A 17,414-nucleotide genomic window follows, 5' to 3' on the forward strand; every position below is an offset into this window, starting at 1 on the left:
GCAATGGTTCATTTCCGTTTCAAGAACGCCAGTATATAATGCCGCAGATTTTGTGTGCGCTTTGGTCTTGATCGAGCCCGGATCGCGGTCGTACCGGCATCGACATGACGCCGGAGATAGCACCGCCCGGACGCCGGATCAGTTGCCACTTCTAACGAGCAATTGCCATGACCCACGCGCTTGGCTTGCCGAATAAGATTGTCTTTTAACCCTTAGCCGTAGTTGGATGAGCTGATGAACAAAGTACTCGTGAGTCTGCTGTTGACCCTTGGCATCACCGGTATCGCCCATGCGGCTGGTAATGCCGAAGCCGGTCAGGAGAAGGTTGCAGTCTGTGGCGCTTGCCATGGTGCCGACGGCAACAGCGCCGCCCCGAACTTCCCGAAACTGGCAGGCCAGGGTGAGCGCTACCTGTTCAAGCAGCTACAGGACATCAAGGCCGGATCCAGTCCGACCGCCGAGCCAGGCGTTGGCCGCAAGGTGCTGGAAATGACCGGTATCCTCGAGCCCTACAGCGATCAGGACCTGCAAGACATCGCCGCCTATTTCTCTAGCCAGAAGATGACCGTCGGCATGGCCGATCCGGCGCTGGTCGCGCAAGGCGAAAAGCTGTTCCGCGGCGGCAAGGTGGAAGAGGGCATGCCAGCCTGCACCGGTTGCCACTCGCCGAATGGCGTGGGTAACAACCTGGCCGGCTTCCCGCATCTGGGTGGCCAGCATGCGGCCTACACGGCCAAGCAGCTGACGGCCTTCCGCGAAGGCGAGCGCACCAACGACGGCGACGCCATGATCATGCGCACCATCGCCTCGAAGCTGAGCAACAAGGATATCGAAGCCCTGTCCAGCTACATCCAGGGCCTACACTGACAGCGTCGGCTGCGGCCGGCTAGAGAAGGCGTTCAGGTCGCGTACCTGAACGCCTTTTTTGTTTTCCCGCCGCTACAATGATTGTCAAGATATTGAAAAGCGTCGAAAAGCGCTGGCGAGCGGGCGCCATATGCTGCAGCCTGTGGCGCTTTCGGTCAGTTGTTCCAAGCCAAGGGAGTCCACATGCGCAAACTCATTCTCAGTGCTGTTCTCGTTACCGCCAGTCTGTTCGGCTTTGCCGCCAACGCAGCCGAGTTTCAGGCGGGCAAGGAATACGTCGAACTGAAGAATCCGGTCCCGGTGTCCGAGCCCGGCAAGATCGAGGTCGTTGAGCTGTTCTGGTATGGCTGCCCGCACTGCTACCAGTTCGAGCCAACGATCAATCCGTGGATCAAGCAACTGCCGGATGATGTCGACTTCAAGCGCATCCCGGCGATGTTCGGTGGCGTGTGGAACGCGCACGGCCAGATGTTCCTGGCGCTCGAGTCGATGAACGTCGAGCAGAAGGTGCACGACGCGATATTCAACGCGTATCACCGCGAGGGCAACAAGCTGGATACGCCGGAAAAGATGGCCGAATTCCTGGCTGGACAGGGTGTTGATGCCGATGCATTCCTGAAGGCGTACAACTCGTTCGGGGTCAAGAGCCGCGCCGAGCAGGCCAAGAAGCTGGCCATGGCCTATCAGATCACCGGTGTTCCGGTGATGATCGTCAACGGCAAGTATCGCTTCGATATCGGTTCTGCCGGCGGTCCGCAGCGCGCGCTGGAAGTGGCCGACTACCTGATCGAAAAAGAACGCGCTGCGCAGTAAGCCATGTTGCGGCGTTGGAGCTCACCGCGCCTGGCCGGACCCCGCCAGGCGCGAGTCAACCCGCTCTGCCTCGACGCCAGCGGGCTTCCCTGCGATGGCCGTCTGCGGCTGTTGAGCTTCAACATCCAGGTCGGCATCAGTACCGAGCGTTACCACCATTACCTGACTCGCAGCTGGCAGCACCTGCTGCCGCATGCCGGGCGCGCCAGCAACCTGCAGCGTATCGGTGAGCTGCTCGGCAGCTACGATCTGGTCGCCTTGCAGGAGGCCGATGGCGGCAGCTTGCGCTCAGGCTATGTCAACCAAGTCGAGCAACTCGCTCAGCTCGGCGCCTTCCCCTACTGGTATCAACAACTGAACCGTAACCTCGGCCGCTTTGCCCAGCACAGCAACGGCGTGCTCAGCCGCCTGGAGCCGCAGGGGTTGGAGGATCACCCGCTACCCGGGCCATCCGGGCGCGGGGCCATCCTGCTGCGGTTCGGCGAGGGGAAGGATGCGTTGGTGGTGGTGGTCATGCATCTTGCGCTGGGGGGCGGGGTGCGGACGCGCCAGCTGGCCTACATCCGCGAGCTGATCGGCGGCTACAAGCATCAGGTGCTGATGGGCGACATGAACACCCATGCCAGCGATCTGCTGGAATATTCACCGCTACGCGACCTGGGCCTGCAGGCACCACAGATCCAGGCGACGTTCCCTAGTTGGCGCCCGCAGCGCTGCCTCGATCATATCTTGCTGAGCCCCAGCCTGACGCTCGAACGCGTCGAGGTGCTGAGTCAGGCCAGTTCTGATCACCTGCCAGTGGCTGTGGAGATTCGCTTGCCCGACACCCTGCACACTGACGCATTGCCGGTACCTACGGACAGGATTTGATGAGCGACGATACGCAGCGCTGGAAAGAGAAATACCTGCATTCCCTGGAACAGCAGGAGCAGCTTGAACACCGTTGGAATGCCCGGTTGGACCTGCTTCGGCGCAGCCTGGTACGCAGCAGTTTCGCCGTTGACGACGCCGATCCCGCCGTCACGCAGTGCATGCGCGAGCTGCGCGACGTGCTGCGCGACGACGTGCAGGACGACCGCCTGGATGCATTGGTTCCGCAGCTCGAGCGGGCCGTATTGGCGACCGAGCGCAGCAAGCAGGAGCGCTTGAAACGGTTGACCGAGGCGCTTGATCGGCTGGCATTGCAACTCCTCGACCTGCCACTGCCCAGCGAAATTCGAAAGCCACTGAAGAAATTCTCACGTCAGGTCGGCGAGCGCGCGGCTCAATCGGGTGAGTTGCCCGGACTCCTGAGAGAGCTCGGGACGCTCCAGCAGCAGGCCCTGGCCGCGCAAAAGGGAAGCGCACCCTCCTCCGTAGGGCTGTTTGGCCGCTTCTTCGGCCAGCGCGAACGTACCGTGGAAACCGTCGCGACGACCGCAAGCGATCCGCTACCGTCGCAGCCGGCCGAGCAACAATCGCTTGCGCAGCCCCTGCCGGAGGCGCCTCTCGACGTCGCTCAACAGGCGCTGCCTGCCGCAGAGCTGAAGGCTCAGCCCGATGCAACAGCGGAGCCTGTAGAGCATCGCGATGCAATGGATGCTCCGTCAGGCGAAGAAGCGACGACACCGGAGCAAGCGGCAGATCCTTATTCGCTGCCGCCTTCTCCGGAGCAGGCCTACAGTGCCATCGCCGAGCGGGTGGAAGCGACCCTGGTGGGGCTGCTCGAAGACCTCCAGCTGCCCGAGCACCACAAGCTGCAGGCGACTGTCTTGCGTGAGCGGATCGAGAAAGGCTTGAACTGGTACGAGCTGGTGCCCGTGCTGGACGATCTGGCTCAGTTGATGATCGCGGTCGCGAATCAGGGCCAGCGGGAGTTCGAAAGCTATCTGACGTTGCTGAACGAGCGCCTGGCGACCATGCAGCACAGCCTCGGCGCCGCCAAGGAAGGGCACGTACAGAGCAAGGAGGCGGCCCAGGCGCTGGATGAGGAGTTGCGCCAGCAGGTGGGCGGCTTGCAGCACAGCATGCTCGAAGCCACCGATCTGCCCAGCCTGAAGCAAGCGGTCCAGGCCCGCCTGGATGGGCTGTTGGAAACCGTCGATACCTACGAGCGGCAACGTGGCGAGCACGAGCAGCAGCTGGCCGAGCGGCTCAGCACCTTGGTCGGCCGCGTTGCGAGCCTGGAACAGGCGGCCACCGGCATGCGCGAGCATCTCGAGGAGCAGCGGCAAAAGGCGCTGCGCGACCCACTGACCACTCTGCCCAATCGGACCGCCTGGAACGAGCGCCTGGAACTGGAAGTGGCGCGTCAGCAGCGATATGGCGGCCAGCTCCTGCTCGCGGTCCTGGATATCGACCATTTCAAGCGCATCAATGACAGCTTTGGCCACCTGGCCGGCGATCGGGTGCTCAAGATCATCGCTAACGAGCTGAGCAAGCGGCTGCGCAAAACCGATTTCATCGCACGTTTCGGTGGAGAGGAGTTCGTCCTGCTGTTGCCCGAGACCCCGCTCGACGCCGGCCAGCGGTTGCTCGACAGCCTGAGAGCGGGCGTGGAGAGCTGCCCGTTCCACTTCAAGGGCGCGCGGATACAGGTCACTCTCTCGGCCGGCATTGCCAGCTTTACTGCCCAGGAGGACGCCGAGCAGGTATTCGAGCGTGCCGACCAGGCGCTCTATCGGGCGAAACAGGGCGGTCGTAACCGCATCGAGGTGGGCTGACCAAACGGTCTGGGACCGTCCGCAGCGTCTCGCTATACTTTTCCATCATTCTGCCCAGCGCCATCTGCAGGTTTGGTGCACGTGCGTCGCACAGCCAAGCCGCAGTCTGCGTCATTTCGCTGTCGACCCAGAGGTGCCAATGAGAGCTTTGATCCTGATCGCGATGATCGTCCTGGCCGGTTGTGCCAGTGGCCCGCGTATCGACACCCGTTACACCTCGCTGGGCCAGGACAGCCGGGCGCAGTACATCGTCATTCACTACACCTCCAGCGACCTGCAGCGCTCGCTGGATATCCTCAAGGGTCACGATGTCAGCAGCCATTACCTGATTGGCGAGGCGCCAGCGACTATCTACCGGCTCGTGGACGAGAATCGACGCGCCTGGCACGCCGGCGAAAGCGAATGGGATGGGCGAACCTGGCTCAATTCCAGCTCCATCGGCATCGAACTGGTCAATCGCGGCTATGTCGAGACGGAGCGCGGAAGGCTCTGGTATCCCTATTCCAACGAGCAGATCGACGCCCTGATCGTGCTGCTCAAGGACATCATGCAGCGCCATGGCTTGAAGCCAGGTGCCATCGTTGGACATAGCGATATCGCGCCACAGCGCAAGGTAGACCCGGGCCCGCTGTTCCCCTGGAAGCGCCTGGCCGATGCCGGCCTGATCCGTTGGCCGGACGCCGCTACCGTTGCGCATCAGCGAAGCCTGTTCGCGGTCAGGCTGCCGGATATTGCCTGGTTTCAGGCACAGCTCGCCAAACAGGGCTACAAGGTTCCCGTCCATGGCCACCTGGACCTGGAAACCCGCAATGTGATCGCCGCGTTTCAGATGAAATACCGTCCGGGACGCTTCGATGGTGAGCCGGATGCTGAAACCGCGGCCATTCTGGCCGCCCTGGCGAACCCGTCCTGACGCGACGTCAGCGGCGAGACGAGCAGGCGATCAGCCGCGAATCGGCCAGCGCGGCGGTGCGGTGCACGGTGGCGGCGCGGTATTCCTCGTCGGCCAGCATGGCGAGAAACGCCTCGGGCGAGGGGTAACGCACCAGCAGCATGTCGTCCCAGGATTCCTGCTCCGGTGCTATCAGGGCCAGCTGTACACCCGCGGCCACCTGCACATCACCGCCGGCGGCCCGGACCTTGTGCAAGGCGGTGCGGCTATAGCGGCTGTAGGCTTCCTGCCCGCTGCAGGGCGTATGGCCGCTGTCGGCCGGGTAGTCGGCTTGCTGGTTGAAACGCAGCAGGTTGAGCATCAGGATCGGTTCGCCGGCCGGCATTCGTTCGGCGAAGCGTTTCAGTTGGTCGGCGCTGGGGTTGAGGCTGGGCATCGGGGCTCCTTGTTGTTCTTCTGGCCCCGCAGGCTCAAATCGGCAGGGCGATATAGAAGATGGTGCCGTGACCGATTCGCGAATGCACGCCGATACGACCACCATGCAGCTGCGCAATCTCCTTGCATAAGGCCAGGCCCAGTCCGGCCCCACCTCGGCGGCGACCGATCTGCACGAAGGGTTCGAAAATGCGCGCCTGCTGGCTGTAGGGAATGCCTTCGCCGTTGTCTTCGACGCTCAAGATCACGCGTTCGCCATGATGCCGCGCCAGCAAACGGATCTCGCCGCCATCGGGCGTATGGCGCAGCGCGTTGCTGAGCAGGTTGTCGAGCATCCGCTCCATCTGCTGCCGGTCGAGCAGCAGGCTGGGTAGCGGCGGCTGCAATTCCAGCTTGATGTCGATGTCGCTCTGCGCGGCGATGGGCTGGAAGCGCTGGCGTGCCTGTTCCAGCAGTTCGGCCGGATCGCAGGGCTCTCGTTCGAGCTTCTGTTGGCCGCTCTGGTAGCGCGAGAAGTTCAGCAGGTCGTTGATCAGGGTGACCAGACGCTGCATTTCCTCGTAAACGGTACTGAACAGATCGGCTTCGCGGCTGTTTTCCGGGTAATGCGTCCGCTCCCGGAGCAGGCTGAACGCCATCTGCATGCCGGTCACGGGGGTGCGCAGCTCGTGCGAGGCCCGCAGCACGAATTCGTTGCGTACGCGTTCGAAAGTCCGCTGGTCGGTGACATCGTGGAGCACCATGACCGCGCCACTGATGCGTCCATCGTGATGATTGACCGGGCTCATGCGCCACGACAGCAGCCGACGCTCACCGTCAGCCTCGATCACCAGGTCCTCGGGCGGGCCGGACAGCGGCTTGTCATCCAGCACCTGGCGGGCAGCTTCGTCCAGCTCCGGATAGCCGAGCGCCTGCCCGAGCGTCGAGCCCAGGTGCTCGCTTTCCCAGGCCAGTTGCCGTTGCGCGACCGGGTTGGCGTGCTCCAGTCGGCCCTGGCGGTCGATGATCAGCAGGCCGTCGTCGATGCTGTCCAGCAGCGCCTGCAAGCGTTGCTGGCCATTGACTAGCGCCTCGACGTTGGTCTGTTTGAAGTCGTGCAGGGCTTGCGCCATCAGGCCGAAACGCCGAATCAGGGACGACAGTTCGGCGATCGGGGAGGCGGGCAGGTTGATGTTGAAGTCACCGCGGCCAATCTGGTCGGCCACGCTGGACAGCTGCTCGATGGGGTCGCCGAAGCGGCGGGCGAAGCTGTGCGCGGTAATGAAACCGATCAGCAGTACCGCCATGCCGGTCAAACCGAGCAGTCCGGCGAGCAATTGCGCCCGTTCCCGGCTGCGTGTCTCGGTGTCGCGGATCTGGTCATAGGCGTTTTGCTGCATGTCGACCATCAGCTCGCGCACATGGTTGAAGGCCTGGCTGAGCGCGTTGTCTTCGAGCAGCGACCGCGACCATTGAGGGTCGGACGGCGCGTCCAGCTCGTCGGTGAAGCGCGCATAGGCCTCGCCGATGGCCTGATAGGCATGGCGGTCATCGGGACGCGCCGCCTGCGACAGGCCTTGGGCCAGCGCCGCCTGAAAGCTGCTGCGGGCGTCGGCCAGCGCGGCATCGTCGCGCTGGCCGCGCACCAGCAGCAACAGATGGTTGCTTAACGACTGCCGCAGTTGCTGATTGACCTCGATGACGCCGAAGTTCTCGCGGATGAGCTTTTCCTGGCTCTTGGCCATTTGCACGACGCTGACGAGTGCCAGTAGCAGCCCCAGCAGCGCTACCGTCATCAGCGCCGAGAAGCCCAGAAAAAGTCGGGTTCTCAGCTTCATCTGGAGTTTCATAGGCCGTATTGCTTGCGTTTTCGGTACAGCGTCGAGGCGTCGATGCCGAGAATTCGCGCGGCCTGTTCGAGGGTGTCGCTGGTGCTCAGAACACCTGAAATGTGTGCTTTTTCCAGCTCTTCCAGGCTGAGCGCTTCACCGATGCGCGGGGCGTTGTTGATGTTCTGATCGGCCAGGCCGAGGTGACTGACCTCGATCATCGCCTGTGGGCAGATGATGCTGGCGCGCTCGACCACGTTACGCAGCTCTCGTACGTTGCCAGGCCAGCGATAGGAGCGCAGCGCCGAGACCGCCGCGTCGCTGAAGCCTCGCGCGGGGCGGCCGTAGCTCTTGACGAAGAAGGCCAGGAAACGCTCGGCGAGGGCCACGACGTCTTCGGGGCGCTCGCGCATCGGTGGCAGGTTCAGCGTGATGACGTTCAGGCGGTACAGCAGATCCTCGCGAAAACGGCCTTCGCGCACCATTTCCTCGAGGTTCAAATTGGTGGCAGCAAGGATCCGGACATCGGCCCGGCGTGTGACGGGGTCGCCGACGCGCTCGTACTCCTTGTCCTGGATGAATCTCAGCAGCTTCGGCTGCAAGGCCAGGGGGAAGTCGCCGATCTCGTCGAGAAAGAGCGTCCCGCCATCGGCCTGGTTGACGCGGCCGAGGGTGCTTTCCGTGGCGCCGGTGAAGGCGCCGCGGTTGTGTCCGAACAGCTCGCTTTCCATCAGGTCAGCCGACAGCGACGGACAGTTGATGGTGATGAAGGCCTTCTTCGCCCGTCGGCTCCAGTTGTGAATGGCCCGCGCCAACTCGCCCTTGCCCGTACCGGACTCGCCGAGGATGAGGATGTTGGCATCGGTGTCGGCCACCTGCCGGGCGGTTTCCAGCACGTTCATCATCGCCGGGCTATAGGAGCCGAGCGCGTCGCTGCGCTTCTGCACCTCGCCTTCCAGGGCCTCCAGGCGCGCGGCCATCTGCCGGACTTCCAGTTGCTTGGCCGCCGACAACCGCAACTGCTCCGGGCTGCACGGCTTGACCAGATAGTCCGCGGCGCCGGCCTGCATGGCGTCCACCGCGGTGTCGACCGCCGAATGCGCGGTCACGATCACCACGCGCATCCAGGGCGCCAGCACACGCATCTGCTGCAGGACGTCGAGACCGTTGTCTTCGCCCAGACGCAGGTCGAGAAAGCACAGGTCGAAAACCTGGCGTTGCAGTATCGCTTCAGCCTGAGAGGCGCTGGCAGCCGTTACCACCGTATAGCCGCGATCTTCGAGGCAATAACGAAAAGTACGCAGGATCGCGGCCTCGTCATCCACCAGGAGAATGCGGCCACCAGCGTCGGTCGTTTGGTCCATGAATGCTCCATCAGGTAAAGGCTGTGTTGGCGACGGTTCGAATAAAGACGGGTCGAACCCCGGCAGTTCGGCATGCCGAGTCAGGTTGGCGACTGCTTTAGTCTACGGAAAGTCTTGCAAGTTGCACGGTGACCATGGCCATTTCCTGCACCCTGCAATCTTCCCCTAGCCGAAACGGCAATTTAAGACGCTGATTATAAAAGCAATTTCTGATCCTTGAGGGCTGGCACGTGGCTTGCGGCGATGACCGCGAACGCGCTAGATCGGCTGTCAGCCGAGCGCATCGCAGCCGTACCGGAGGACCCATGAACCAGACCATGAACCAACTCAACGAGCTGATCGAAATTACCCGAGACGGTCAGCACTTCTATCAGCATGCGCTCGATGTGGTGAAGGACGTCGAGCTGCAGCATCTGTTTCGAGATATGGCCCAGGCCAAGACCCACGTCATCCAGGCCCTTTCGGTGAAAGTCGCCGCGCATCATGAGCGACCGGCCGGCGGCGGTACCGCGGCCGGCAAGCTGCGCGAGATGTACGCCGACGCCAAGGCACGGCTCGGCCACGCAGATGCGGTTTACATCGATCAGCTTGACCAGACCGAGGAACGGATTCTCGCCGCGTTCGAAGATGCGGTGAAGACCGCCGAGCCCGATGTCAGGGCGCTGCTTGCGATCGAGTTGCCCAAGCTGCGGGCCTGCCATGAGCGTATCCATGCGCTCAATCATGGCGCGGCCAAGCGCAAGGATTAGTCCGTCGTGCAAATCGCCCGGTGCGACGTATGGGCATCGTGCAATATAAACTGACACCCCGAAAGTTATGGCTCATAAGTTGTTGTTTTTGAAGGAAAAAATTATTAAGCAAGGCTGGCATGCGGCCTGCAATGTATCCCTCAAGAACGATATGCGCCGCACGCTTAGAAGGAGTTGAGGATGAATCGTCAAGCACGCTTCTCACTGGTTAGCAAAGGTTTCCTTACTGCCGCTGTGGTCACTCTGATCGTTGGCGCGGAGCGGCCGATGTCGCAACCGCTCAGCCAGGCGCAGCATGAAGCAGCGGAACGAATCCATATGTATGACGCTCAACCAGTAGGGATCGTGCAGACCGGCCCTGCCCCGAAGACGATTGATTACGTGCAGGAGCGATCGGAGCAGCGCTGGGTTTTCTAAGCCGTGAATCCGCGACTGATAGGTGGCTGGTATCGGTCCCGCTGAAGATGTCCTGAACCGAAGAGGAGTAACACCATGCTGAGTTGGGCTATTACGTTCCTGATCATTGCCATCATCGCTGCGGTATTGGGCTTCGGTGGTATTGCTGGTACCGCAACAGGCATCGCCAAGATCCTGTTCGTGGTGTTCCTGGTGCTGTTCGTTGCCTCGCTGATTTTCGGTCGTGGCCGCGGTCCGCGCGTTTGACGCTATAACGCCGCCCGCGAGGGCGGCGGCAACCCAAGGAGGCGACACGGGCCGGATGCCGATATTCATGAGGCTTCGCAGAACGTAGCGAAGGCTCGCAGCAGAATTGGGCAGTCATTGGCGACTTCCCATCAGCCCGCGCATCGCGGGAGAACCAAGGGGTCGGGACGCTCTGTTACAGGGGAGCGACCTAGGGGTACAAGGAGTACCTCCTTCAAGGACCAGGTTCGGCGAAGGCAACCAAAGGTGGCGCTGCCACCTTTGGCTTGTGATTCTGGTGTGCGACGTCCCCGGCCGGGGACGTCGACCTAAAAACTCCGAAGGCCATTTCGTTCCGCGCCGTGCCGATGGCTCGCGTGCGGCTTCGTCGTGCTCGTCCGTTGCGTGAGCGCTTCTCGCCGTTTCATGGCTGTTCTCCTGCTGCACCGCTATCATCGCGCGCAGTCACTCGTTGGAGAATCACATGCTCAACGGCCTCTGGCTGGGCTTTTTTCTGGTCGCTGCGGTGGCTGCCCTGGGGCGCTGGCTGCTCGGCGGCGATGCGGCGGTATTCGCGGCGCTGGTGGAAAGCCTGTTCGCCATGGCCAAGCTGGCCGTGGAAATCATGATCGTGCTGTTCGGCACCCTGACGCTCTGGCTGGGCTTTCTGCGCATCGCCGAAAAAGCCGGTCTGATCGAGCTGCTGGCGCGTCTGTTAGGCCCGCTGTTCCGCCGCCTGATGCCGGAGGTGCCGCCTGGTCATCCGGCCCTGGGGCTGATCACCCTGAACTTCGCTGCCAACGGCCTGGGCCTGGACAACGCCGCCACGCCCATCGGCCTGCGTGCCATGCGGGCCTTGCAGGAGCTCAATCCCAACAAGGCGGTGGCCAGCAACGCGCAGATCCTCTTCCTCGTGCTCAACACCTCATCGCTGACGCTGCTGCCGGTGTCGATCTTCATGTACCGCGTCCAGCAGGGCGCCCAGGACCCGACGCTGGTGTTCCTGCCGATCCTGCTCGCCACGTCCGCGTCCTCGTTGGCCGGCCTGCTGGCGGTGGCGCTGGTGCAACGGCTGCGCATCTGGGATCCGGTGGTGCTGGCCTATTTCGTACCCGGCGCGCTGCTGCTCGGCGGCTTCATGGCTGTGCTCGCCGGGCTGTCGGCCACCGCGCTGGCGTCCTTGTCGTCGCTGCTGGGCAACCTGACCCTGTTCGGCCTGATCATCACCTTCATCGTCGTGGGTGCGCTGCGCAAGGTGCCAGTCTATGAAAGCTTCGTCGAAGGGGCGCAGGAGGGCTTCGACGTGGCCAAGAGCCTGCTGCCCTATCTGATCGCCATGCTCTGTGCGATCGGTGTGCTGCGCGCCTCCGGCGCCCTGGATTTCGGGCTGGACGGCATTCGCTGGCTGGTCGAGGCGCTGGGTTGGGACAGCCGTTTCGTCGACGCCTTGCCCACCGCGCTGGTCAAGCCATTCTCCGGCAGCGCGGCGCGGGCGCTGCTGATCGAGACCATGCAGAGCCAAGGTGTCGACAGCTTTCCCGCGCTGGTGGCTGCGACGGTGCAGGGCAGCACCGAGACGACGTTCTACGTGCTGGCGGTCTACTTCGGGGCGGTCGGCATCCAGCGTGCCCGGCATGCGGTGGGCTGCGCGCTCGCGGCGGATTTCGCCGGTATCCTGGCGGCGATCCTGGTGTGCTACTGGTTCTTCGGCTGAGTCGGCCGGCAAGGGTTCAGCGCAGCGCCTTGGCTCGGCGGGATGCTTGAAAAAAGAACCCGCCAATCGGCGGGTTAAGACGTGGTCCGTTGCCAGAGCCGGAATATCGGCTCGGCCAGGAACATGACCAGGAACAATCGCAACACCTGCAGCGCAGTGACCAGGGCAACCGACAGTTGCAGCGCCTCGGCCGTCAGGCACAGCTCGGTGATTCCACCCGGCATCATCCCCAGCATCAGCGAGGTCTGGTTCAGTGTCGCCGCCCAGCCCAGCATCTTGGCCAGTCCAGCCGCGGCGAGCATCGCCAGCAGGGTGAACAGCAGGATTCGCAGCATGAATCGCGGAGCGCTGCGGAAAAACGGCCGATCGAAGTGACAGCCCAGCGAGCAACCGATCAGCCATTGGCCGAACTGGCCGACGCCTGGCGGCATGCCCAGATGCAGGTCGAACAACGCGCTGGCGGCGGCGCAGACCGTCAAGGGGCCGAGCATCCAGGGATTGGGCTGGTCCAGTCGCTTCCAGACCAGCGCCAGCAGCCCGCCGGCCGGTAGCAGCACGGCCAGCCAGGGCCAGCTGACCGGTGCCGGAGGCGGGGCGTCGACCGGTGGCAGACTCCAGGTGAACAGGGCCGGGATGATCAGCACCACCAGCAGCAGGCGCATGCTGTGCGCCGCGGCGACCATGGCCGGCTGTGCATCGTGGCGGCTGGCCAGATTGACCATTTCGCTGGCACCGCCGGGCATGCTGGCGAAGAACGCCGTGGCGCGATCGCTGCCACTGCGCAACAGAATGAAGATGCCGATCAGGCTCAGCAGCAGGGTACAGAGGGCGCCGGCGAGGATCACGCCGAAGTGGCTCAACACCTGCTCCATCACCTCACTGGTGAAATGCAGGCCGATGGCGCTGGCGATCAACCACTGGCCGGTCTGGCGGCCGCGGGGCACTTCCTTGACCAGCCAGCCGCTGCAGCGCACGGCAATCACCGCCAGCAGCGAACCGACCATCCAGGGCAGCGGCCAGTTCGCCAGGCTTGCCAGCCAGCCGCCGAGCGCGCCGATCAGCGGCGTCGCCCACCATCCTGGCAGCTGGCGTGGCATATCAGGCCTGCGCTTCGTTCAGCGTGGCGCGGCGGCGCTGACGCCACCAGCGCAGGCCCGGCAGGGCCAGCATCAGCGCGGCCAGCGCCCAGAGCACCAGCGTGATCGGGCTGCCCCAGAGGATGCCCAGATCGCCCGCGGAGATCGACAGCGCGCGGCGCAGGTTGTCTTCCATCATCTCGCCGAGCACGAAGCCGAGAATCAGCGATGACAGCGGAAACTCCAGCTTGCGCAGCAGATAGCCGAAGACACCGAGCCCGACCATCAGCACCAGGTCGAAGGTGGTGCTGTGCACTGAGTAGACGCCGACCAGGCTGATCGCCGTGATCGCCGGCACCAGGACCCAGTTGGGCACGCTGAGCATCTTGGAGAACAGGCCGACCAGCGGGATGTTCATCACCAGCAGGATCACGTTGCCGATGAACAGCGAGGCGATCAGGCCCCAGACCACGTCGGGTTGCTGTTCGAACAGCAGCGGACCGGGGGTGATGTTGTACAGCGTCAGCGCGCCGATCATCACCGCAGTGGTACCAGAGCCGGGAACGCCAAGCGTCAGCATCGGGATCAGCGAGCCGCAGGCCGAGGCGTTGTTGGCGGCTTCCGGTGCGGCCAGGCCGCGCAGGTCACCCTCGCCGAACTTGCCGCTGTCACCCGCCATGCGCTTCTCGCTCATGTAGGTCATGGCGCTGGCGATGGTGGCGCCGGCCCCTGGCAGGGTACCGATGACGAAGCCGGCCAGGGCGCTGCGCACCATGGTCCAGAAGGTCATGCAGAACTCTTTGAAGTTGAACAGCAGACGGCCGCTGGCCTTGACCGCTTTTTGCCCACTGTGGGTCTTTTCCAGCATCAGCAGCACTTCACTGACGCTGAAGAAGCCGATCACCACGATGACGAACTGGATGCCGTCCGACAGGCTCACGCTGCCGAAGGTGAAGCGGTAGACGCCGGTGGTCGCGTCGACGCCGACCGTGGCCAGGCCCAGGCCGATCAGGGCGGCCATCAGCGTCTTCACCGGCTTGTCGCCGACCATGCCGCCAAGGCAGGCGATGGCGAAGATCATCAGCACGAAGTATTCGGCCGGACCGAAGGCCACGGCCCATTTCGCCAGCAACGGGGCGAACAACACCACGCCGCAGGTGGCGATGATGCTGCCAATGAACGAGCTGACCGCCGACAGCGACAGGGCGATGCCCGCCTTGCCCTGGCGCGCCAGCGGGTAGCCGTCGAGGGTGGTCATCACGGCCGCGGCATCGCCGGGGACGTTGAGCAGGATCGCCGAGATGCGTCCGCCGTACTCGCAGCCGAGGTAGACGGCCGCCAGCAGAATCAGTGCCGTTTCCGGCGGCAGGCCGAGGGCGAAGGCCAGCGGCAGCAACAGCGCTACGCCATTGATCGGGCCCAGGCCGGGCAGCAGGCCGACGATGGTGCCGACGAAGGCGCCGAACAGCGCCACCAGCAGGTTCGTCGGCCGTGTGGCGACGTCGAAGCCCTGCATCAAGAAATTCAAGGTTTCCATTTTCAGCTCTCCAGCAAGCGCAGCACGCCGAGTGGCAGCGGCACATCAAGCAACAGGTCGAACAGGCCGTAGAGCAGCGCGCCCATCAGCACACCGCTGAGCAGGCTGGGCCATAGGCGGCCGTTGAACAGCAGCCCCAGGGCAAACGCGGCCAGCGCCGTGGTAATGACGAAGCCGAGCGGCTCGAACAGCAGGGCGTAGGCCAGCAGGACCAGCACGCACAGGACCGCTCGCCGGGCCTTCGCCCAATCGAACGGCGGCGTAGGGTCGCCGTGTGGTTTGCAGAGCAGCCAGAGCGCGCCGCAGGCCATCAGAAACAACAACAGCAGCGGGTAGGCACGCGGGCCGACCGGGTCGTAGGCGAACGGCGCCTCGAAGCCCCAGGCGAGCAGCGCAAGGCCGGCGCAGGCGAGCAGCCAGGCCGCAGCAAAAACACGAACGTACATGGTGGTTACCTCGAGCGGAGCGGGCCTGGGTCCCATCCGGAACCCGCGGCCCGCAGGGTGTTACTTGACCAGACCGAACTCGGTGGCGAGTGCCTTGTAGTCGGCGACCTGCTTGTTGACGAACGCGGTGAGCTCGTCGCCGGTCATCGACAGCGGGAACAGGTCACGCTGCTCGCGCAGCTTGGCGAAGTCCTCGTCGGCCAGCAGGGTGTCGAACTGGGTCTTCCACCAGTTGAAGTCCTCGTCGCTGACCTCCGGGCCCATGTAGAAGCCGCGGATCACCGGCCAGCTGATGTCGTACCCCTGTTCCTTGGCGGTCGGGATGTCGTGAAGCTTGCCCGGCAGGCGGTCGTCGGAGAGCACGGCGAGGATGCGGATCTTGCCGGCCTCGAGCTGTGGCGCGACTTCACCCAGGCCGCTGCTGGTGACCTGTACATGGCCGCCGAGCATGGCGGTAAGGGTCTCGCCGCCGCCTTCGAAGGCCACGTAGCGCAGCTTCTTCGGATCCACGCCAGCGGCGCGGGCGATCAGTGCGGTCTGCATCCAGTCCTGCCCGCCGATGGTCGCGCCGGCGCCGAACACCACGCTGCTGGGGTCCTTCTTCACCGCGGCGATCAGCTCGTCGAGGTTCTGGTAGGGCGCGTCGGCGCGTACCGAGATGGCGCCGTAGTCGGTGCCGATGCCGGCCAGCCAGCGCACCGCCGTCTCGTCGTAACGGCCGAACTTGCCCTGGGCCAGGTTCAGCAGCGAGCCGCTGGAGAAGGCAGTGATGGTCGAGGGGTCGTCAGCGCGCTGGGCGACCACCGCGTTGTAGGCGACCGCACCGACACCGCCCGGCATGTAGGTCACGCGCATCGGCGCCTTGAGCAGGCCGGAATCTTTCAGGCCGCTCTGGGCCAGCTTGCAGGTCAGGTCGAAGCCGCCGCCGGGCTTGGCCGGGGCGATGCATTCGGGGCGTTTGGGTTCGGCCAGCAACTGGCTCGAGAGCACCAGGCAGGTCGAGAGCAGGGCGAAACGACGAATTGCGTTCTTCATGATGTTTCCTCTGTTTTCTTATTGTGGACGGCGTTACCAGATGGGCAGGCTGTAGCTGACGATCAGGCGGTTTTCATCGGCGTCACGGGCGAAGTCGGAGCGGAACATGGCGTTGCGCATACGCACCGCGACATTCTTCAGCGGACCGCTCTGCACCACGTACTTGAGTTCGACGTCGCGTTCCCACTCGCTGCCATTGCTGCCGCCGCTGTATTCGGCGTTGTCGCCAGACACGTAGCGTGTAAGGAAGGTTAGGCCAGGGATGCCGATGGAGGCGAAGTTGTAGTCGTAACGCGCTTGCCAGGAGCGCTCGTCGGCGTTGGCGAAGTCATTGATCTGGACGAAGTTGACCAGGTAGGGGTCGCCGCCATCGATGTAGGCGTAGCCGGTGTCGCCGCGCATCTGCTGATACGCCAGGCTGATCTTGTGGCCGCCCAGCGAGTAGCCGACCACGCCGTTCCAGGCCTGGTTGTCGATCTTGCCGCCATTCGCCGCGCCGGTGTCGTCGCTGATCATCAGGCGCAGGTCGGCCGACAGCGCCGAGCCTTCGCCGAGGGGCTGCACGGCCTTGAGGTTGAAGAAATGCTGACGGTAGATGTCGTCCAGCTCGGCGGTGTAGTAGGTGCCGGTGACCTGCTCATTGAAGTCGTACTCGGCGCCTGCAAAGGCGAGGAAATCGGCTTCGGCGGCGCTGGCGAAGCGCTTGTTCTTGTTGTTCAGCTGCAGGTCTTGCGAGTTCGTCGAGGCCCGGTCGATGACCTGGTCGAAGCGCCCGCCGATGAGGGTCAGGCCATCGATGTCGCGCGAGGTGAGCGTGGCGCCTTCGAACAGCTGTGGCAGCGTGCGGCTGTCGCTGGCCTTGACCACCGGGGTTTCCGGCATATGGCTGCCGTAGCGCAGTTCGGTCTCGGAGATCTTCGCCTTGGCCGTCAGCCCGAGGCGGCTGAATTCGTCCGGCGTGCTGCCGTCGTCGTGCACCGGAAGCAGGTCGGTGCCGGTGCGACCGCCGCCCGAGTCGAGCTTGATCCCCAGCATGCCCATGGCATCGAGGCCGAAGCCGACGGTGCCTTCGGTAAAGCCCGATTCGATGTTGAGCAGAAAGCCCTGCGACCATTCTTCGCGTTTCGATTGGCCGGTGCCTTCGCGAAAGTCGCGATTGAGGTAGATGTTCTGGGTTTGCAGGGTCGCGTGGCTGTCTTCGATGAAATCAGCCTGGGCCAGCGGTGCCAACGAGGCGGCTGCTACGGCGAGGGCGAGACGAGCCTGTGCGGGGTTGGTTCTGACGGCAGTCAGCATCCTTGTATCTCCACTATTGTTCTTGTTGTAGCGGCGTT

The 17,414-nt window shown here is 63.8% G+C and carries 17 protein-coding genes; 9 read left to right on the forward strand and 8 right to left on the reverse strand.

Annotation, left to right across the window (positions count from 1 at the left end):
- The first annotated feature begins 234 nt into the window (after positions 1–234).
- The 5 genes from KVO92_RS12275 (at position 235) to KVO92_RS12295 (ending at position 5,295) form a co-directional block, all read left to right on the forward strand.
- Positions 235–867 (forward strand): c-type cytochrome, encoded by a 633-nt coding sequence (locus tag KVO92_RS12275; RefSeq protein ID WP_217475923.1) that lies wholly within the window; start codon positions 235–237, stop codon positions 865–867.
- Between the two features lie 183 nt (positions 868–1,050).
- On the forward strand, positions 1,051–1,680 hold the full coding sequence (locus tag KVO92_RS12280) for a thiol:disulfide interchange protein DsbA/DsbL (RefSeq protein ID WP_217475924.1): 630 nt from the start codon (positions 1,051–1,053) through the stop codon (positions 1,678–1,680).
- Between the two features lie 3 nt (positions 1,681–1,683).
- A complete protein-coding gene (locus KVO92_RS12285; RefSeq protein WP_217475925.1) occupies positions 1,684–2,550 on the forward strand; it encodes an endonuclease/exonuclease/phosphatase family protein in 867 nt (288 codons plus the stop codon).
- Positions 2,550–4,382 (forward strand): diguanylate cyclase, encoded by a 1,833-nt coding sequence (locus KVO92_RS12290; RefSeq protein WP_217475926.1) that lies wholly within the window; start codon positions 2,550–2,552, stop codon positions 4,380–4,382. The genes KVO92_RS12285 and KVO92_RS12290 overlap by 1 nt, the downstream gene beginning before the upstream one ends.
- 139 nt (positions 4,383–4,521) lie before the next feature.
- The gene (locus KVO92_RS12295) at positions 4,522–5,295 is read left to right on the forward strand and encodes an N-acetylmuramoyl-L-alanine amidase (RefSeq protein ID WP_217475927.1); all 774 of its coding nucleotides are present in this window, start codon (positions 4,522–4,524) and stop codon (positions 5,293–5,295) included.
- Positions 5,296–5,302: 7 nt separating this feature from the next.
- On the opposite strand, the gene KVO92_RS12300 is transcribed toward KVO92_RS12295, so the two are convergent.
- From KVO92_RS12300 to algB, 3 genes are read right to left on the reverse strand one after another with little or no spacing between them, the layout of a single operon-like run.
- Positions 5,303–5,710, reverse strand: coding sequence for a DUF1330 domain-containing protein (locus KVO92_RS12300; protein WP_217475928.1), 408 nt, complete (start codon positions 5,708–5,710; stop codon positions 5,303–5,305).
- A gap of 34 nt (positions 5,711–5,744) precedes the next feature.
- Entirely contained in the window at positions 5,745–7,538 is a 1,794-nt protein-coding gene (locus tag KVO92_RS12305; protein ID WP_217475929.1) for a KinB sensor domain-containing domain, read from the reverse strand.
- Positions 7,535–8,881: a sigma-54-dependent response regulator transcription factor AlgB gene (gene algB / locus KVO92_RS12310; RefSeq protein ID WP_217475930.1), complete on the reverse strand. Its 1,347-nt coding sequence runs from the start codon at positions 8,879–8,881 to the stop codon at positions 7,535–7,537. The genes KVO92_RS12305 and algB overlap by 4 nt, the downstream gene beginning before the upstream one ends.
- A gap of 305 nt (positions 8,882–9,186) precedes the next feature.
- Between algB and KVO92_RS12315 the strand changes: the two genes are divergently transcribed.
- From KVO92_RS12315 to KVO92_RS12330, 4 genes are all read left to right on the forward strand, one after another.
- Positions 9,187–9,630: a ferritin-like domain-containing protein gene (locus KVO92_RS12315; protein WP_217475931.1), complete on the forward strand. Its 444-nt coding sequence runs from the start codon at positions 9,187–9,189 to the stop codon at positions 9,628–9,630.
- 180 nt (positions 9,631–9,810) lie between these two features.
- Positions 9,811–10,047, forward strand: coding sequence for a hypothetical protein (locus tag KVO92_RS12320; protein WP_217475932.1), 237 nt, complete (start codon positions 9,811–9,813; stop codon positions 10,045–10,047).
- Positions 10,048–10,122: 75 nt separating this feature from the next.
- Complete coding sequence (locus KVO92_RS12325; protein ID WP_003282841.1) at positions 10,123–10,293, forward strand: DUF1328 domain-containing protein; 171 nt, start codon at positions 10,123–10,125, stop codon at positions 10,291–10,293.
- A 463-nt stretch (positions 10,294–10,756) separates the two neighbouring features.
- Positions 10,757–11,986: a nucleoside recognition domain-containing protein gene (locus KVO92_RS12330; RefSeq protein ID WP_217475933.1), complete on the forward strand. Its 1,230-nt coding sequence runs from the start codon at positions 10,757–10,759 to the stop codon at positions 11,984–11,986.
- Between the two features lie 74 nt (positions 11,987–12,060).
- Here KVO92_RS12330 and KVO92_RS12335 read toward each other — a convergent pair whose 3' ends face one another.
- From KVO92_RS12335 to KVO92_RS12355, 5 genes are read right to left on the reverse strand one after another with little or no spacing between them, the layout of a single operon-like run.
- A complete protein-coding gene (locus KVO92_RS12335; protein WP_217475934.1) occupies positions 12,061–13,083 on the reverse strand; it encodes an AbrB family transcriptional regulator in 1,023 nt (340 codons plus the stop codon).
- Position 13,084: 1 nt separating this feature from the next.
- Positions 13,085–14,599: a tripartite tricarboxylate transporter permease gene (locus tag KVO92_RS12340; protein WP_217475935.1), complete on the reverse strand. Its 1,515-nt coding sequence runs from the start codon at positions 14,597–14,599 to the stop codon at positions 13,085–13,087.
- Between the two features lie 2 nt (positions 14,600–14,601).
- The gene (locus tag KVO92_RS12345) at positions 14,602–15,045 is read right to left on the reverse strand and encodes a tripartite tricarboxylate transporter TctB family protein (protein WP_217475936.1); all 444 of its coding nucleotides are present in this window, start codon (positions 15,043–15,045) and stop codon (positions 14,602–14,604) included.
- Between the two features lie 60 nt (positions 15,046–15,105).
- Positions 15,106–16,080: a Bug family tripartite tricarboxylate transporter substrate binding protein gene (locus KVO92_RS12350; RefSeq protein ID WP_217475937.1), complete on the reverse strand. Its 975-nt coding sequence runs from the start codon at positions 16,078–16,080 to the stop codon at positions 15,106–15,108.
- 33 nt (positions 16,081–16,113) lie between these two features.
- On the reverse strand, positions 16,114–17,376 hold the full coding sequence (locus KVO92_RS12355; protein WP_217475938.1) for an OprD family porin: 1,263 nt from the start codon (positions 17,374–17,376) through the stop codon (positions 16,114–16,116).
- Between the last annotated feature and the right edge of the window lie 38 nt (positions 17,377–17,414).

Origin of the sequence: Stutzerimonas stutzeri (assembly GCF_019090095.1) — a bacterium.
GTDB classification, from domain to species: Bacteria; Pseudomonadota; Gammaproteobacteria; order Pseudomonadales; family Pseudomonadaceae; genus Stutzerimonas; species Stutzerimonas stutzeri_AN.

Bases quoted from the DNA above. Each gene is read 5' to 3' on its own strand.
- KVO92_RS12275 (WP_217475923.1), top strand. From the start codon at position 235: ATGAACAAAGTACTCGTGAGTCTGCTGTTGACCCTTGGCATCACCGGT.
- KVO92_RS12280 (WP_217475924.1), top strand. From the start codon at position 1,051: ATGCGCAAACTCATTCTCAGTGCTGTTCTCGTTACCGCCAGTCTGTTC.
- KVO92_RS12285 (WP_217475925.1), top strand. From the start codon at position 1,684: ATGTTGCGGCGTTGGAGCTCACCGCGCCTGGCCGGACCCCGCCAGGCG.
- KVO92_RS12290 (WP_217475926.1), top strand. From the start codon at position 2,550: ATGAGCGACGATACGCAGCGCTGGAAAGAGAAATACCTGCATTCCCTG.
- KVO92_RS12295 (WP_217475927.1), top strand. From the start codon at position 4,522: ATGAGAGCTTTGATCCTGATCGCGATGATCGTCCTGGCCGGTTGTGCC.
- KVO92_RS12300 (WP_217475928.1), bottom strand. From the start codon at position 5,710: ATGCCCAGCCTCAACCCCAGCGCCGACCAACTGAAACGCTTCGCCGAA.
- KVO92_RS12305 (WP_217475929.1), bottom strand. From the start codon at position 7,538: ATGAAACTCCAGATGAAGCTGAGAACCCGACTTTTTCTGGGCTTCTCG.
- algB (WP_217475930.1), bottom strand. From the start codon at position 8,881: ATGGACCAAACGACCGACGCTGGTGGCCGCATTCTCCTGGTGGATGAC.
- KVO92_RS12315 (WP_217475931.1), top strand. From the start codon at position 9,187: ATGAACCAGACCATGAACCAACTCAACGAGCTGATCGAAATTACCCGA.
- KVO92_RS12320 (WP_217475932.1), top strand. From the start codon at position 9,811: ATGAATCGTCAAGCACGCTTCTCACTGGTTAGCAAAGGTTTCCTTACT.
- KVO92_RS12325 (WP_003282841.1), top strand. From the start codon at position 10,123: ATGCTGAGTTGGGCTATTACGTTCCTGATCATTGCCATCATCGCTGCG.
- KVO92_RS12330 (WP_217475933.1), top strand. From the start codon at position 10,757: ATGCTCAACGGCCTCTGGCTGGGCTTTTTTCTGGTCGCTGCGGTGGCT.
- KVO92_RS12335 (WP_217475934.1), bottom strand. From the start codon at position 13,083: ATGCCACGCCAGCTGCCAGGATGGTGGGCGACGCCGCTGATCGGCGCG.
- KVO92_RS12340 (WP_217475935.1), bottom strand. From the start codon at position 14,599: ATGGAAACCTTGAATTTCTTGATGCAGGGCTTCGACGTCGCCACACGG.
- KVO92_RS12345 (WP_217475936.1), bottom strand. From the start codon at position 15,045: ATGTACGTTCGTGTTTTTGCTGCGGCCTGGCTGCTCGCCTGCGCCGGC.
- KVO92_RS12350 (WP_217475937.1), bottom strand. From the start codon at position 16,080: ATGAAGAACGCAATTCGTCGTTTCGCCCTGCTCTCGACCTGCCTGGTG.
- KVO92_RS12355 (WP_217475938.1), bottom strand. From the start codon at position 17,376: ATGCTGACTGCCGTCAGAACCAACCCCGCACAGGCTCGTCTCGCCCTC.